Genomic DNA, 16,188 nt, shown 5'->3' with positions numbered 1-16,188 from the left:
TCCCCAAAACCTCTGCTTCAATAAACGCCAAACAATCCCACCACCAGTAAGAAATGAACCAGTCTTCTGGCCTCAAATTTTAGCCGTTAGTGATATTTCTAATGTATTACCCCTGGAATGGTTAGAGCGAATCATGGTAAATATTTGTTCTATTTCTCTAACTAACAATATATTCAGTGACGGGTTTTCAGATGAAGTCACCCATAAATAAATAGAGGATATTTTGTTTCAGGTTTATTGATAGATTCAATTTTAAAAATATCTTTGGAAAACAACTCGCATTCCGTTCATTAGCGGGTTGGTTAACACCTTCGAATTCCACGTAATAACGCAATATATCAATGGTGGCTCAGGCGGGGCAGTCTTCGGACTGGCCGGCATCCGTTGTGACCGGTAGTGCAAACTCCGCCTGAGCACCCACCAAACAAGACTGGCACACTGCCGATATCATCGCGGCGCTGCATAAGAAAGGCACTACTGTAAAAATCCCGTGATTTCCTGAGCGTTACACACCTGTTTGCCATCCCCCTGGAATGAATAAACCGGTGCTCTGGCCATCAGCGTTTTGATGCTGCACTCTTGCCACAACATCCCCTGAAGCGCAAACCATGACATGCCGTCAAGCCACCGTCGGTGCTCCAGTGTCTCCACGCCTTCAACGATCACCAGATAATGGTTCGCATTAAAATAGCTCAGCAGGGATGACATCAGTTCCTGGCCATTATTCTTCTCAAACAGACTCCACAGCAGGCACTTGTCGGTCTTGATATAGCGGAACGGCTGAACCGACAGAGCGCTAAAGCCCGCATACCCGGAGCCAAAATCATCCAGCCAGAGCGAGTATTTCTCGCTTAATGCCAGGGATGTCGGGTTATGGCAGGTGAGTGTCCGGGAGAACTCGTTGATCTCAAAGTGCAGGCAACCCGTTGCATTGACACATTCCGAGATCAACTCGTCATCGAGCGCCATCAGCGTCTGTTCGTCGATGTTTAACGTCACCATCACGTTGTTGTCGCGAAACCAGGACTGGTATTGCGCCACCAGCGCGATTTGCTCCAGCAGAATATCCGTGCGTAACGTCAGCGGTGCATGACTGAAGAACTGTTCCACGTTAGCAGAGTGGCCATGCTTCAGCGGATCGAGCCGTGACAAGCACTCCACCGCAATGAGTTTCCCCTCGCGATCGAACATCGGCTGAAAGACATAGCGCATCCCGGTTGGTTTAGTTGTTATCAGTGACATATTGCGACATTACCGCGCTGGTCTATTTAAAGGTGACATCAATATTCGCAGAGGCTTTAAACGTGCCCTCTTTCGGCGTGGTACTCAGCCATTTCAGGCTCGCCAGGAAATTAGTGCTGATAACGCTGCCGTTGATATAACCCAGAGTCTGCGGGGTATTCATCGGGATCCACGTGAGCGGGGCATCCGCTTTAGAAATCACAATCCCGAAACCGCTGTCACTGGTCGGTAAAATGGTGGTGGTATCCTGCGTCGGATAGGTGGAGCTAAAACTTGCCATCAGCGTTTTCCCCTGGCAATCCTGCCCGGCACCAGTCAGGTTGGCCTCAACGGAGAACGGCATCTGTTTTTCGATTTTCCCCACCACCGCATTACGCGCCGGGATCTTGCCGAAGTTCACGGTGCTCCCGTTGTTAGCCACCACGGTTATCTGTGGGTTACAGGAGATAAAACGGATGTTACCAAGCCCAGTAATGTAGGAGCGGAAGTTACTGTCCGGGCGCGAGTTCAGACCGCCCACGCCATCAACCTGGAACAACGCATACTGATTGTTATCGGTTATCTGGCCGCTTTGCGGCGGCGCGTTACCGGTTGCTTTGATATAAACCGAATATTCAACCTTCACCGTCTGGGATTGTGCCGGGCTTTGGCAGCCGCCACGTCCGTTAGGGCGGCACGTGGTACCCGGCCCGACCAGGGTGTTTTGTTGCGCGACCGGATTGTAGTCAACGCTTTTAAAGGTGACGCCCACTTGCAGCGAATTGTGGATGCTCTGTACCAATTTGGTCGGGTCCCACCACAGATAGGCGTTTTCCCCTTTTGGGAAACCATCCGTATCCTCGCACTTAAAGGTGGAGGAGAAAGTCTGGGAACGCCAAAGCAACTGGCCTGGCTGCAAATTAGCCGTCGACACGTTGATAGGCTGATCCAAAGAGATAATCTGTTTCGCACTGCCGGTGAAAGCATCCTTACACGACAGCGCAAAACTGTTTGTTGAAAACAAGGCCGCCAGCAGGGAGAAAAGGATCAATCCGGCCCGGGGTAGTTTATTGAAAAAGCACATTGTCAGGTTCCTTTATTTTGTGCTGCAGGTCAGAGTCACTTCCTGATAACCACCCGGTTTATCAGTATCAATTAGCGGCAACTGCGGCACGGTCATCATGCAAGCATCGTCTGCGCTGTCGCCCCATTTCATTTTCAGTTTTTCACCACTTTCAACGCCTGAAACGTAGGCTTTACCCTGCGTCCCGACCACGCCAATGCTGGTGCCCTGGCCGTTGAAAATGTTGGCGCCAATCATCGGCATGTCGCCGGTATCAAGCCTTGAGTGAATCAGCAGGCTCTGGCCGAGATGTGTTTCAAACACCACTTTGCCAATCGCGCGGTTAGTTGGAACGATATCTTTGGCCGCCAGCGGAATATCCAGGCCGTTGCCGATGTCGGATGTGCGCAGCGACACACGGTTATGGCGATACGGCATGGCGGAGGTTTGCACCGCATAGCCGAAGGTGTCGATGGCCGCGCCTGGTTGGTTTTCAAGACGAACGCCCTGCGCACCTTTGGCTTCAACCAGCACAAACGTATTTTGCAGCGGCTGTGACAGAGTGATGCCGCCCGAGTGCGCCACGATGCCACCGGAAACGTTAAGCGAGGTCTGTTGATAGTTGCTGTTATAGCTGTGGCCTACCTCGATGTTGCCGTAACTTCCCTGATAACCGAGGTTCGCAAGGCTGGTACTTCCGCCATTCTCGGTATGACCGGTTTGCAGGAAGTAGTTCATGCGGTTGTCATCGAGCAACGTCCCGCTCAAGCCGGTGCTGAAACCGTCGCCACTCTGTTTGCTGTGGGTTGCGCTAAAGCTTGCGGTCATATCACGGTTAGCATCGAAGACGCTGAACGGAATCGACAGGTTGAAGTTGATGCTGTTGTCGGTGTAGCCGTAGTTGCTGCGACTGTTCTGGTAGAACATGCCGTAGTTGATGCGCTTCCACGAGGAGCTGATCCCGGTCTGGACGGTGCGGTCGTAGGCCGAAGTGCCCCAGTAGTTCTGGCGTGACAAGACCGCGTAAAGCGATGCGCCAGCGATATGCTGGTTAACGGATATCTGCACGCGTTGACGTTTGTTGTTATAACGCAGCGTGTCGTAGTATTTGCGCTCGTTCGTTGCCCAGTCCGGTACGCCGTTCTGGTTGTTGTCCTGATCGTAATACTGTGTGTGGTATAAGCCGTTATCCCAACTGGCCCGCTCATTGATAGCGTCTGAGAAGTCATAATAGCCAGAGGTAGAATAACGATACCCGGCAAGCTGGAACTCGGTTCCCAGGCTATTGAGGGATTTGGAATACAGGAATCGGAAACTGGCGCCGCGTTTGTTGTCACCGGAAGCCAGGTCGGTGTCGGACCAGGCCGCATCGACGGACGCCGCGCCCCATTCACCAAAGTTGGTGCCGACCCCAACAACCCCAGAGCGATAGTTCTCAGCCAACAGCAGGCCGCCGTATGGCGTCAGATCGTATTTCGTACCGTGAGAAACCGTCGCCTGGACGAATTTTGGTTGATAACTGCTTGAGCCATCATGATATTTACCGGCGGTGACCTGATACTCCCACATCCCTTCGCGCAGCATATTCGGTACGGAAGAGTAAGGAATGCTGAAGCTATGGCGCGAGCCGTCAGCTTCGATAACCGTCACATCAAGGTCACCGCTGAGGTTACTCGGATAGATATCGTTAAGGGCAAACGGCCCCGGCGACACCATCGTACTGTAGACGGTATAACCGTTCTGGCGAACTTCCACACGGGCGTTGGTGTTAGCCACGCCGCGCACCACTGGTGCATAACCGCGCAGGCTGTCTGGCAGCATCTCAGGAATACTGGAGATCTGCATCCCGCGGAACTGGAAACTGTCGAAGACGTTGTTGTTGGTGTTGCTCTGCCCCATCTGGACGCGGCTACGCCAGGGAATAATATCGGTTTCCACCCAGGAAGAGACGGGCGTCCATTCCTCTTTTTCACCCGGTTGTTTCGACAGCGTAGAGTTATTACGAAAACGCAGCGGGCCGAGGTTAACCCCGTTATTCAGCGACAAGAAATAGTAATCGCCCTGACGGGTGTTGTTATTGTCTGAAAAACGGTTGTGATCGCCGCTGAACGAATAGTTCACGTAGGCCGCGTTGATGCCGTTCTCGTACACGCGGGGTGAAATCATGCCCTGCGGGAGCGGCTCCATGTGGGTCTGCGGCACGGAAATATCCAGTTCCTGTAGTGCGGCATTCCAGCTCATCGAGCTGCCCGGAATGGCTTTTACGATGTCATAACAGGAACGGCTACCCGCAGTGTCTGCCACTAAGATCCCGTATTCGCGGTATTCATCAGCGGACAGGCAAAACGTCCCTTGGGTATTGGGCTGTAATTTCTTAAATTCAATTTCACGGTGATCGACACGCTTTTTATTCACGTAAATATCGAACGGATAACGCCCGGGTAAAATATCATCGCCATTAGCAAGATCCTTAACCAGCGTGACGTTATCCTCACCATGAATAAACGAAGTGTTAAATTGCTCATCAGCATAAGATAACGGCGCGACTAACAATGGCATTGCTGATACACATAGAGCGCATCGAATGTGATAAGCCAGACGCCGTGGTAACAGGTCCATTTGTTTATTGCGAGCCATGCTGTTCATTCCTAAGCTGAATTATTGAATGCGTGTATCTTTTATTTCTGTGTGACCGCCATAATCATTGATGAATGTAAATGACAGGTTATTGGCCGCAGACGCACCGGCAGGGAGCGCAATACGCAGAGAAGCCATTGGTTTCACCATATCGGCTTCGGTTTTCCAGGTTTTTCCGCCGCTGCCTTTGAGGGTCAGCACCCCAAAAGTGACGTGCAATGGGCCGTTGTTGGTGACCACAAGGTCATTGCCCTGTTTGCGCCAGGTGAGCGCTTCAGCTTCTTTCAGAAGCGTTGTTTTCACCGTGGTTGGGCGATAAAAGAGTTTCACGCGAGTACGAACCGCAATTTGCAGTACGTTTTCTTGTTTGGCCGAAGGGGGGATTTCCTGAACGTTAATCCAGTAAACGGATTCTCTATCGGTAGGCAGGCCGTTGCCGGAGTAAATAAAGCGCAGAATAGCGTCTTTATTTCCTGCCAGTTTCAAAATGGGCGGAATAACCTGCATGGGTAAATTAGCTGGCGTTTTGCTGGCATCGCCATTATCAAGCCAGGTCTGCACCATCCAGGTTTCATCGGTGTCATTGTGAATAGATAAGGCGGCAGACTTTTGGTTGCCGTTATAAATAACCCGAGTCTCTCCGACCTGAATGCCCGCAGAGGCCTGTAAAGATATAAGAAGTAATAATGATGCCAGTCGCTTTTTCATTTACTCAATCCAATTAATCACGCAGACCATCCGTGGTCCAGATTCCACATTCCGTGGCTTATTTGTATTCGATGGTAAAAGTGGCATTCGCGTTTGCAGGACCAGCTTGTACGGTATCGAAAGATTTGTAGCGCGCTTTCAGGTTGAAAGTGGCAGTACCATCAGCCGCGATAGTGACCCACGGGCTGTTAGCATCAGCGGACTGGTTAACAGGAATGATTTGCTCGTTGTTATCAAGAACTTCGATACCAACACCATCAGCCAGACTGGTATCTTTAGCTGGGTTAACCGTCAGCAGGTTTGAGTGACCGGCAACAGTCTGGCCATCAAAACGCAGGGAGTAATCGCCCGCTTCACATTTTTCAAGCTGAATGGTGAATGCTTTAGAAGCCGTTACGTCACCGACGTTGGTAAATGCAGTTGTTGGGTATTTACCAATGAAAACTTGTTTATCCTGGTCGCCAGAAACGACGTTACAGGTGGATTTCACGATCTCACCGGTGAATTCAACCTTGCCATTGACTGCATAGGCATTCATTGCTGTTGCTGACAGAATTAGTGCAGCGGCAGGCAGTAAAATCTTCTTCATTGTGACTCCATGTACTGATTAGAAAATAACGATTAGGAGGCAAATAAACGCCTCTGGTTATTAATGGGATTGCTCTATCGACAACGTCCGGTTGGACTGATTGGGCGAGGGAAATTTACACCAGGAATTTACATAGATTGATTGTTTTCACGACTTAATAAACAGAAATTAATAGATTGTTACATTTGCCGGAGAGATGAATTTGTGATCAGCCAGGGGCTATATTTTGGTGCGCGATGAGAAGCAAAATGGTTACTTGTTGTTTTAATTAAGTAATTTTTTGGTTTTACAGTCTTACATTCTGTGTTTTACGTTGATTGCAACACGATAAATCAACCATGACAGACAACTGAGATACTTAATCTTAGGATTTGTTTTATTTTGGATTTTTATGCTACATTTAATGCCAACAGAGTTATAAGCTTACCATGATATTATTAACGCAAGGCCACTATTACTCTCTGGTAATAGTTGATTATATTTCCAGTGGGAAATTAATGACTTTGCAGATACAACCATTGTTATTAAATAAAGCAGAGTGACGTCACTCCGCCAGGTTCAGATAACAATTTTATTCCCCCCCATTAGCAAACTGTTAGCACTTTGATATTCGTATCAGAAGGATAATTACAAAATGGAAGACGCCTACGTCAAACAGGATATGTTTGAAATCATTGCGATTATGCGTGAGGCAGTAAAAAAGGGAAGCCGTGTCGATGTCCATGATAAAACAGGGGTCATTGCCAGCCGTATTCAAAAAATAGATTCCGCAGGGTTCTTTATCCCGTGGGACGAAGAATTGGCGAAAAAGCGCAATGCTTTGAATTTTGTTATCCAGGATGACAACGGCAAATACGATTTTAAAACGACAAAAGCAAAAGCCGCCATCGTTAATAACGTCAATTGTTTATACGTCTGTTTTCCCGTCAGCGTCAAAGTGACGCAACGACGAATGCATTCGCGTTTAACTCTGGCAAACAAACATAACTTTCAGTGCTACGGCAAGTTTAATGATGGGCGTAAATACCACTACAGAATTAAGGATATTTCCCACGGTGGTTGTGCACTGATTGTTGAAAATGATGAGCATATTAATTCACTTTGTGGCACGACATTACGCAATGTTGAATTTGATTTTAATGATATAGGCACTCTGGTTTCTAATCTTCACGTGATCAACGTAGAGCCGATAATAGAACCCGACGAGGATGAGAGCTATCGTGACGTCGTTCATCTCTCCTGCCAGTTCAAGCGAATGACAGAAAGTACGCTGCGAAAACTGGACAATATCATTGTTAAATTACTCCTTGAAGAGAAACGACTGCACCGATTATAAGGCGGCCGCTGGCTTTTCGTTTTTAAAGAGAAATAACACCGATGAAAAGTATTATCGTCTGGAGCGCCATGGATTTCATGGGGGCGGGCCTTCATTCAGCGATTACCGAATCAGGACTGGAGCCTGTCTTTGTAAGCACGACGGCAGAGCTGGAATTTGTGCTGGAGGCCGATCCCACTGTACCGTTGCTGATTAGCCTGCTGGACAGCAGTTATTCCCCCACAGAAAAAATCCTCTGGCTGAATCACCATGTGGAAGATGTGAAGGGAAAACAGATTGCGTTGCTGTTAAAACACCAGCACAAATCACTGATACCGGAGTTGCTGTTGCAGCATGTTCAGATGGTTGCCGACAATGCCCGGCTGGCGCAGCTGCATTTAACGCTGCTTCAGATGGTGATGAACCCAGGCATTGTTAGCTCCCGATCAAGGGAGCGCGGTAAGCTGACGCAGATGGAAAAGAGCATTCTGCGGTTGCTGCTTGAAGGTTCAGATATTCGCCACGTGTCGCAGCAACTGGCTATCAACTACAAAACTGCGCAGTGCCATAAGATGAACGCTGTACGCAAACTGGGGTTTCGCAACAGCGCTCAGCTTTATCAAAACCTCAGCGGATTCCGTTCGTTTATATTCTGAGGCTGCGGGCGCAAGGGCGTTTCACAGGGTTCCTTCCCTGCCCTTTTGCTTGCGGCTTCCAGCGCATTTATCAACGATTACGTCGGTGAACCCGGCAGGCTAAAACCGCTGTTCGCTTGCAATCCCATATGGCAATACATGGCGCATGCCGCACTTAATATCGACATCGCAATAGCCGCGCCACTCCCTTCTCCGAGGCGTAAATCCAGATAGAGATACGGCTTTAAGTTAAGGTGTTCTAATGCGCGTTGCGCGCCTTTTTCTGCCGAAAAATGTGAAGGGATACAATAGTTTTTGACTTCAGGCGCAATCTGGCAAGCCGCGATAGCCGCCGCGTAGGAGAGAAAACCGTCCAGCACCACCGGAAGGCCACACGCCCCCGCCCCAAGAATGACGCCCGTCATCCCCACCAAATCGTACCCGCCGACTTTCGCCAACACATCCACCGCATCATTGCCGTCAGGTCGATTAATGTGGACAGCCTTTCTCACAATAGACTCTTTGTGCTGTAACCTTTCGAGTGGGAGGTTGGCCCCGATGCCCACCACATCGTGAGGATCACAATCGCTAAAGACGCTGATCATCGCCGAAGCGGGTGTGGTATTCGCAATACCCAGTTCACCGACACCAAAGATAGACACGCCTTCCTCCGCACGCTTTTTCACCAACTGCGCGCTGGCCAGCAGCAGTTGTTCAGCGTCCTGGCGCGACATGGCTGGCCCCCGGGCAATATTGCCGCAACCGCGTGCCAGCTTAAGGCTCACCATATCCGCGATGGGTTCACAATCAATGCCGATATCTACAGGCAAAACAGACGTCTGGCTGTTTTTAGCCAACACGCAAACGCCGGTCAGCCCCTTCTGCATATTCAGCGCCTGAATATAGGTGACCTCTTTTGGTGTGACGGCCACACCTTCATCAAACACCCCGTGATCGGCGCACATCACAATGATCTCTTTTTGCAGATTATCCAGATGGCTCAGACCGCGCATACCCGCCAGTTGAGTGGCCATCACTTCCAGGCGTCCAAGACTTTTTGCCGGCTTTGCTAAACTTTCAATATAGTCAGCCGCTTGCGCCATTTTTTGTTTATCAAGCGGCCTGATGCTTGCCACTAAATCCGTTAATGTTTGCACCGTTATTATCCTCAATTGTTTAACGCGTCATTCAAACCCACAGCAATGCCAGCAGAAAAACCAGTTCACCCACTTCTTCCGAGGCACCCAATGTGTCACCGGTTTGCCCCCCTAACTGACGGCGGATAAATGACGCGACGCCATAAACCACACACCAGGTCACCAGAATGGCGATAAGCCCCCGCGATCCGGCGAGCAACACCACCAGCAGCGCCCCAATAATCAAGGTTGTTGCTGCCTGAAAGCCGCTAATCTGGCCGATGTAAACATTGCCCATTCCTTCACCGGCGCGGGCATAGCGCTGTCTGTACATCGCCAGCACCATGGCTGACCTGGCGGCCACCGGCGCGCAAATCAACAGAGCGAAGAGTTCTTTAACGGGATAATGCGAAAGCGAAACAACGGCGAATGTTTTGATGAGGATACAGAAGACCAACGCCAGGCCACCGTGCGTTCCCAGGCGGCTGTCGCGCATAATTTCCAGCATACGCTCGCGGCTTCGGGCAGAAAAAAGACCGTCGCAGGTGTCCGCCAGCCCATCCAGATGAAACCCGCCGGTCAGAAAAGCGAGTGCCAAAACATAGGTCAGCGCGCCAATATAAATGCCGCCCCCGCTCTGGCTGACAAGCAGCGAAACGAACGCGGCAATCCCGCCGACAATACAGCCCACGATGGGAAAATACGGCACGCCCTTGCCATACTGGCTGAACTCAACGCCGTCAGCCCACTTTTCTGGCACCGGAATGCGGGTAATAAATCGCATCGTCGCGACCAGCATGTTTAGCGACATTTGATTTTTACCCCAATCCCCGACACCACCCACCACACCTCTTCTGCCGCCTGCGCCAACTTTTGATTTACCCTGCCGGAGATATCCACAAAATGGCGCGCGAGGCGATTAGACGGCGTGATGCTCATGCCCAGTTCGTTAGTCACAATGAAGATCGGGGCTGAAGACTGTTGGCATGCCGCGATGAGGTCGTCAATCTGACGGTACAAGAACGCTTCCAGCGCAGGAAAATCCAGCGTTTCAGGGTCAGCGCCTCCGCTTTCTTCATAAAGCAGGTTTGAAAGCATGGTGGTGACGCACTCCAGCATCACGCCTTCTCCAGGCTGCAAATGGTGGCGAATCACGTCGCCCACATCGCGGAATCCTTCCCAGGTACGCCAGTGTTCTGGCCGTTGCGCTTGATGTTTCGCCACGCGCAATGCCATCTCGTCATCCGTAACCAGAGAGGTGGCAATGTATAAAACGTGGTCACAATGCTGTGCGGCCAGCCGTTCTGTATGGGCGCTTTTTCCGCTGCGTGCGCCCCCCGTGACCAGAATCATTCCGTTGCCTCCTGGTGTTCACGCATGACGTTATAAATTTTTTCTATATCAATGTTTTGCCGCATGGCGGCGGCCAGAAGATCAAACTGTTGGGCTTTGTAACTCGCGTAATCCACGGTATTGGTCAGCGCGGCTAATCCCTTCCTCGCCCGCAGACCATCCACCACCGCCCGCGTGAAGGCGTTGCTGTCGAATAATCCATGCAGATAAGTACCAAAAACCAGCCCATCATCGCTGATCGCGCCGTCAGCCACCGTCCCGCCGTTTTTTTCCAGCGACAATGCCGGACGACAACCCGTCGTTAAACGCGTTTCCCCCATGTGGATTTCATAGCCGCGTACCACAATCCCCGACGCCTGCGCCAGCCAACCGGGCAATGAGGCGGCGATTTCAGCCGTCACCTGGGTGGTGGTTTTGCTGCTGGCAAATTGGGTCACGGTATTGAGCAACCCCAGCCCCGGTAATGTGCCAAGCCCGGATTCCACTTCGTCGATAATGGTATCGCCCAGCATCTGGTAACCGCCGCAAATGCCGATGATCGGCACGCCGCATCGATGTAACTCCAGCACTTTCTGGGCCAGCCCGTGCTCCTGCATCCAGGTCAGATCGCCAAGGGTGTTTTTGCTGCCCGGCAAGATAACCAGGTCCACACCGTCCAGATCTTCGGGATGGCGAACATATCGCACCCGCACATCCGGTTGCGCCGCCAGCGCATTGAAATCCGTAAAGTTGGAAATGTGCGGCAATTGCACCACGGCAATGTCGATATCGCGCTTTTCGGTGCGCAAATATTTACCCCGCTGGAGCGCCACGCCGTCTTCATCTTCCAGATCGACATCCAGCCACGGCATCACTCCCAACACCGGGACTCCCGTTAACGACTCAATCTGTTCAATCCCAGGGTTAAGCAACGCCACGTCACCCCGGAATTTATTAATGATGACGCCTTTTACGCGCCAGCGTTCGTGCTCCTGCAACAGCGCCAGCGTGCCGTAAATAGAGGCGAAAACGCCGCCACGATCGATATCCGCCACCAGGATAACCGGGCATCCTGCCATTTCCGCCATCCCCATATTGACGATATCGCGGTCGCGCAAATTGATCTCCGCCGGGCTACCCGCCCCCTCCAGCACCAGCACGTCATATTCCTGCGCAAGGCTGTTATAAGCCGCCGTCACCTGTTCGCGCAGACGCGGTTTGTATTCGTGGTAACTGACGGCATCCATGTTGCAGGCCACCTGCCCCATCAGTACCACCTGCGCCTTGCTATCGCTGGTCGGCTTCAGCAACACCGGATTCATTCGCACATCCGGCACAACTCCCGCCGCTTCGGCCTGGAATATTTGCGCCCGCCCCATCTCTTTACCTTCCGGCGTGATGCCGGAATTCAGCGCCATGTTCTGCGATTTAAACGGTGCGGTTCGCCATCCATCCTGATGGAAAATACGGCAAAGCCCCGCAGCCAGAACACTTTTCCCGACATCAGATGCCGTTCCCTGTAGCATGATTGCCCGCTTCATGACGCCTCCTGAATGTATGTCGCCCGCATCCGGGCAAAAAAATCCGCCTCATTTTTACAAAGCGGCAATCCCAGCTCGAGGTGCAACTTGACCAACCATGGCTGCGTTAACCCCGCTTGCTGAATACAGGCATGACGGGAAAAGACCGCTTCCGGCGTCCCTTCCGCCAAAACCTCACCGTGGTTGAGCACATACACCGCGTCGCTCACCTCGTAAATCAAATCGATGTCGTGGCTGGAGATCACCACATGGTTGCCCTGAGCGACGATGCGCCGAATGATTTCAATCATTTGCATGCGCCCTGACGGGTCCAGCCCCGCCGTCGGCTCGTCCAGTAACAGATATTTCGCCTGGAGTACCAATGCGCCCGCAATGGCGACACGTTTCTTCTGCCCATGGCTCAGGCACTGAATCGGCTGATGACGGAAGGCGTGCGCGTCGACCAGCGTCAACGCTTCCTCTACCCGCCGCGCAATCTCTGCTTCATCTATCCCGAGATTGCGCAGCGCGAACGCAATGTCGCTGTCGATATCGGTGTAGAAAATCTGCTGTTCCGGGTCCTGGAAAACGGTGGTCACCTGCTGTCGCAACGCCAGTAAACCGCGTTTGCTGTAATCCAGCGGTTTTCCCTGCCACAGCACCGCCCCTTTTTGCGGCTTCAGAATGCCGCTCAGGTTCATAAATAATGTCGATTTTCCGCAACCGTTCGCCCCCACTAACCCGGTGACCGAATGGCGTGAGAAATCCAGCGAAACACCTTTGAGTACCGGCTCATCCTGGTAGCGGAACCAGAGAGATTCAGTGGCTAGCATGACGCTCCTTACAGGTGAAAATCACCCTGATACAATTTGATATCCAGCACCGTCACCATTTGCTGATAACGCATCATCACGCGGGTGAGAAGCAGTCCGACCAGCATCGCAAACGATCGGTATCCCTGCGGCAGACGGCGATAACCAAAGCGCAACGTCTGAGCGCGGTGGATAGCCAGCGCCTCCTCCAGCAAAATAAAAATAAAGCGCCATGTCAGTAGAATTTGTTCGGTCATTAAACGCGGCACCCGCGCCCGTTGCAGCAACACAATCAATTGCGGAAAAGGCAGATTCAGTACCAGCCAGAAGGTTGACGCCAGCGCCGCCAGGCTGCGCCAGAAGGTGGCATTTGCCATCAGCAAGCCGTCATGACTGATACCAACCCAGACGCTGCCCACCGGCACGCTCCATAGCAGCGCCCCAGGTTGGTGGCTGATACTGAAAAGAATAGTGACAACCCCCACCAGCAAAAAACCAAAAGGCAGCGCCATCCAACGGCACCAACGCCTGAGCGAAATGCGCAGTAACCAGCAGGTTAGCGCCGCCACCAGCGCCAGCAGACAAGCCTGGCCAGACGGCGGCAGGACAAACGCCAGCACCATCATCGCCAGCCACAGCCAGAACTTGCGGACCGGTGAAACGTGATACCAGCGGCTCTGATAGCTGATTCGGTCAAGCCCGGTCAGTTGCACGTTGTCTCCCTTTCCAGTAACCGAAAATGTAGAAAATCACCGCCGTGCCCAAAGCGCCCTGCAAGGTAAACAGTAAGCTTTCTATTTCGCCGCTTGCGGGTTCATACAGCGGCTGGAACCACGGTGTGTAATTCGGGGCGATGATTTGAATCTGGCTTTCTGCTTCACCGTCGGAACCGCCATACTCGCCATTGTGGTCAACGAAGAAGGGCAGTATCACCAGCGCAATGACCATCCCGAGCAAAATAATTGTCTTTTTCATCGTTAGTGCCCCTCTACCGTTATCAACCGACGTTTCGTTATTTGGTCGTAGATCAATACGGTCAGTAGCCCTTCAGCTATCGCGATCGGGATCTGCGTCAAACAGAAAATACTCATAAACTTGAGAGTCGATCCCATCATGCCTGCCTCCGAATCCGGGAACGCGACCCCCAACTGTACCGACGTCACAAAATAGGTGGTCAAGTCCGCCAGCATGGCGCATAAGAAGACGCCGACATCACGACGCAACCCTGCACGGCAAGCCAGTTTCCACACCAGATAACCCACAACCGGCCCCATCACCGCCATCGATATTCCGTTAGCGCCAAGCGTCGTCAAACCGCCGTGAGCCAATAGCAGAGACTGGAACAACAGCACCACCGCGCCGAGGATCGCCACCACGCCCGGCCCGAACAAAATCACCGCCAACCCAACGCCCGTGGGATGCGAGCAACTCCCGGTGACCGACGGAATTTTCAGTGCCGACAAGACGAAAACAAATGCGCCGCACAGCGCCAGGAGAACTTTCTGATGGCTGTCCTCGGCTACAATCTGGCGTAAACGCACCAGGCCGTACCACAGACAAGGTAAAAAGAGCAGCCACCAGGCCAGCGCCCACATCGGCGGTAAAAACCCTTCCATAATGTGCATCGCAAACGCCTGCTCTGGCACCACCATCAACAATAGCGCCGCTGCCAGGCCGCTGAACGAAAGCTGTTTAAGCTGTTTTTCGAGACTCATTTTCTTTCTCTGCCCCACTGTTTATTAATCAGAATGGTTGAGAAGTACGGCAGTGGGTTCTCGTCATTTATGGCGCTCAGTTCCCGCCAGCACTGCTCCCCCGGTAGCGTGGCTTCCGCCATCATCAAGGCGCAATCCAGCAAATTCGCTTCTTGCAGAAGACATTTAATGCGCGCAAAGCGGCCATACACTTTCATTAATACCAGGCTGTCATGCTGCTCCAGCGCCCGACGAATCTCGGCTTCTGGCGCAGTACAGGAAATCACGGCCAGCGATTGCGTCTCCATCGCCAGCGGCGTGGCAGAACGTGAAGCAATCGCGGAAAAAGAGGTCACGCCGGGGATGATTTCCAGCCAGTCAGGATTCTGTAACCGCTTGAGCAAAAAGACCCAGGTGCTGAACAACATGGCATCGCCGAGGGTTATAAAGCCGACCCGTTTTCCTGACTCGACATCGCTTTGCAGTTCGGCGGCAACCGCATCCCACACTTCCTCTTTTTCAGCACTGTCAGCGCTCATTGGGAAATGACGGCAACAGACCTGCGTGTGCTCACCCAGATATTCACGGACGATGGAAAGGGCCAGGCTATCGCCGCCTTTACGCCCGGCTGGGGCATACACCACATCCAGCGTGGCCAGTACGCGTGATGCCCGCACGGTGATTAAGTCGCTTGCCCCAGGTCCGGTGCTGATTGCATAGAGTTTTCCCGTCATGCTGCCTCCTTCATTGCGCTTTTAATTGCCTGCTGCAAATGTGCGACAAACATCGCACGCACCGCCGGGTTCTCACCCAACCCCTTCAACCACGGTGTAGCTGGGATCCCTGCGGCGCAGAATTGAGATTTCCACGAATCGGCTTCGTCAGAAGCCATGTCATTGATGGCGTGATCGCCAGCCACCAGCATTAACGGCATCAGGTGTACGGCGCGAACGCCTTCGGCAAGCATGTTGTCAATCAGCTGGCTCACCTCCGGGTAACTTTCTACCGCGCCCACTCTCGCGAGGATCTGTTGCGCTTTCATCATGTGATCAAGACAGGCATAAGCGGCGAACGCGTGATGGCTGGCGCCGTGGCCCATAAACACCACTTCTTCCCGTTCACCCAGTGCGGGCATTTGCTGGCGCAGTGCCGCCATGAGCGTCGAATAATCATCGAAACTGCTGAGCAGAGGCGCACCAATCACCAGCCGTGAAAACAAGGGCCGCATGATCTGCACTTCATGGACGATCTTTTCATACTCATCGCCGTTGATGATGTGCAACGACTGGATCGCCACGTCCTGATACCCAAGATCGGCAAGCTTTCGTAGCGCCTGCATCGGCGTATCGACAGAGATGCCATCACGCTGTTTTAACTTTCGGATGATCATCCCTGAGGTGTAAGCACGAAAAAGATCGCGATCGGGAACGCTGGCAGCCAGATCGCGTTCACACGCCACAATATTTTTTTCACCGGTGTCGTGGTAGCTGGTGCCAAAACTCACGACAAGAAGCGCTTTTTTCATC

General features: G+C 52.2%; 19 protein-coding genes. 4 read left to right on the top strand and 15 right to left on the bottom strand.

Annotation, left to right across the window (positions count from 1 at the left end; translation table 11 throughout):
• The first annotated feature begins 341 nt into the window (after window positions 1-341).
• Window positions 342-413, top strand: a complete 72-nt coding sequence (locus tag RHD99_RS23970) for an ash family protein (RefSeq protein WP_374708472.1) — start codon at window positions 342-344, stop codon at window positions 411-413.
• A 33-nt stretch (window positions 414-446) separates the two neighbouring features.
• Window positions 447-494, top strand: coding sequence for a hypothetical protein (locus RHD99_RS23965; RefSeq protein ID WP_374708471.1), 48 nt, complete (start codon window positions 447-449; stop codon window positions 492-494).
• Here RHD99_RS23965 and RHD99_RS04975 read toward each other — a convergent pair.
• From RHD99_RS04975 to RHD99_RS04955, 5 genes are all read right to left on the bottom strand, one after another.
• On the bottom strand, window positions 475-1,242 hold the full coding sequence (locus RHD99_RS04975) for an EAL domain-containing protein (protein ID WP_309877712.1): 768 nt from the start codon (window positions 1,240-1,242) through the stop codon (window positions 475-477). The two genes, RHD99_RS23965 and RHD99_RS04975, sit on opposite strands and share 20 nt — an antisense overlap.
• Window positions 1,243-1,264: 22 nt before the next feature.
• Window positions 1,265-2,305, bottom strand: a complete 1,041-nt coding sequence (locus tag RHD99_RS04970) for a fimbrial protein (RefSeq protein WP_309877710.1) — start codon at window positions 2,303-2,305, stop codon at window positions 1,265-1,267.
• Between the two features lie 12 nt (window positions 2,306-2,317).
• Entirely contained in the window at window positions 2,318-4,843 is a 2,526-nt protein-coding gene (locus tag RHD99_RS04965; protein WP_374708470.1) for a fimbria/pilus outer membrane usher protein, read from the bottom strand.
• 99 nt (window positions 4,844-4,942) lie between these two features.
• Window positions 4,943-5,629: a fimbrial biogenesis chaperone gene (locus RHD99_RS04960; protein WP_309877706.1), complete on the bottom strand. Its 687-nt coding sequence runs from the start codon at window positions 5,627-5,629 to the stop codon at window positions 4,943-4,945.
• A gap of 58 nt (window positions 5,630-5,687) precedes the next feature.
• The gene (locus RHD99_RS04955) at window positions 5,688-6,218 is read right to left on the bottom strand and encodes a fimbrial protein (RefSeq protein ID WP_183270343.1); all 531 of its coding nucleotides are present in this window, start codon (window positions 6,216-6,218) and stop codon (window positions 5,688-5,690) included.
• A gap of 634 nt (window positions 6,219-6,852) precedes the next feature.
• Here RHD99_RS04955 and RHD99_RS04950 point away from each other — a divergent pair.
• Window positions 6,853-7,554: a flagellar brake protein gene (locus RHD99_RS04950; protein ID WP_309877704.1), complete on the top strand. Its 702-nt coding sequence runs from the start codon at window positions 6,853-6,855 to the stop codon at window positions 7,552-7,554.
• A 41-nt stretch (window positions 7,555-7,595) separates the two neighbouring features.
• The gene (locus RHD99_RS04945; protein ID WP_309877703.1) at window positions 7,596-8,189 is read left to right on the top strand and encodes a response regulator transcription factor; all 594 of its coding nucleotides are present in this window, start codon (window positions 7,596-7,598) and stop codon (window positions 8,187-8,189) included.
• Between the two features lie 77 nt (window positions 8,190-8,266).
• Here RHD99_RS04945 and cobT read toward each other — a convergent pair whose 3' ends face one another.
• Genes cobT through cbiK form a run of 10 tightly spaced genes read right to left on the bottom strand, consistent with a single transcriptional unit; the run spans window position 8,267 to window position 16,187 of the window.
• Window positions 8,267-9,325, bottom strand: coding sequence for a nicotinate-nucleotide--dimethylbenzimidazole phosphoribosyltransferase (gene cobT, locus RHD99_RS04940; RefSeq protein WP_309877702.1), 1,059 nt, complete (start codon window positions 9,323-9,325; stop codon window positions 8,267-8,269).
• A 31-nt stretch (window positions 9,326-9,356) separates the two neighbouring features.
• A complete protein-coding gene (gene cobS, locus RHD99_RS04935; RefSeq protein WP_309877701.1) occupies window positions 9,357-10,115 on the bottom strand; it encodes an adenosylcobinamide-GDP ribazoletransferase in 759 nt (252 codons plus the stop codon).
• The gene (cobU, locus tag RHD99_RS04930) at window positions 10,106-10,657 is read right to left on the bottom strand and encodes a bifunctional adenosylcobinamide kinase/adenosylcobinamide-phosphate guanylyltransferase (protein WP_309877699.1); all 552 of its coding nucleotides are present in this window, start codon (window positions 10,655-10,657) and stop codon (window positions 10,106-10,108) included. The genes cobS and cobU overlap by 10 nt, the downstream gene beginning before the upstream one ends.
• The gene (locus RHD99_RS04925) at window positions 10,654-12,177 is read right to left on the bottom strand and encodes a cobyric acid synthase (protein ID WP_309877697.1); all 1,524 of its coding nucleotides are present in this window, start codon (window positions 12,175-12,177) and stop codon (window positions 10,654-10,656) included. The genes cobU and RHD99_RS04925 overlap by 4 nt, the downstream gene beginning before the upstream one ends.
• Window positions 12,174-12,989 carry an energy-coupling factor ABC transporter ATP-binding protein gene (locus RHD99_RS04920; protein WP_309877696.1) on the bottom strand — a complete coding sequence of 272 codons (816 nt, stop codon included), beginning with the start codon at window positions 12,987-12,989 and terminating at the stop codon, window positions 12,174-12,176. The genes RHD99_RS04925 and RHD99_RS04920 overlap by 4 nt, the downstream gene beginning before the upstream one ends.
• An 8-nt stretch (window positions 12,990-12,997) precedes the next feature.
• Window positions 12,998-13,675, bottom strand: a complete 678-nt coding sequence (locus RHD99_RS04915; protein ID WP_309879077.1) for an energy-coupling factor ABC transporter transmembrane protein — start codon at window positions 13,673-13,675, stop codon at window positions 12,998-13,000.
• Window positions 13,662-13,943: an energy-coupling factor ABC transporter substrate-binding protein gene (locus RHD99_RS04910; RefSeq protein ID WP_183270351.1), complete on the bottom strand. Its 282-nt coding sequence runs from the start codon at window positions 13,941-13,943 to the stop codon at window positions 13,662-13,664. The genes RHD99_RS04915 and RHD99_RS04910 overlap by 14 nt, the downstream gene beginning before the upstream one ends.
• Window positions 13,944-13,945: 2 nt before the next feature.
• Complete coding sequence (cbiM, locus tag RHD99_RS04905) at window positions 13,946-14,683, bottom strand: cobalt ECF transporter S component CbiM (protein ID WP_309877695.1); 738 nt, start codon at window positions 14,681-14,683, stop codon at window positions 13,946-13,948.
• Window positions 14,680-15,396, bottom strand: a complete 717-nt coding sequence (locus RHD99_RS04900; protein WP_309877694.1) for a cobalt-factor II C(20)-methyltransferase — start codon at window positions 15,394-15,396, stop codon at window positions 14,680-14,682. The genes cbiM and RHD99_RS04900 overlap by 4 nt, the downstream gene beginning before the upstream one ends.
• Window positions 15,393-16,187, bottom strand: a complete 795-nt coding sequence (gene cbiK / locus RHD99_RS04895; RefSeq protein ID WP_309877693.1) for a sirohydrochlorin cobaltochelatase — start codon at window positions 16,185-16,187, stop codon at window positions 15,393-15,395. The genes RHD99_RS04900 and cbiK overlap by 4 nt, the downstream gene beginning before the upstream one ends.
• Window position 16,188 lies beyond the last annotated feature (1 nt).

This window comes from Buttiauxella selenatireducens (genome assembly GCF_031432975.1).
Classification (GTDB): domain Bacteria; phylum Pseudomonadota; class Gammaproteobacteria; order Enterobacterales; family Enterobacteriaceae; genus Buttiauxella; species Buttiauxella selenatireducens.
This window is presented reverse-complemented; position numbering and strand designations above follow the sequence as displayed.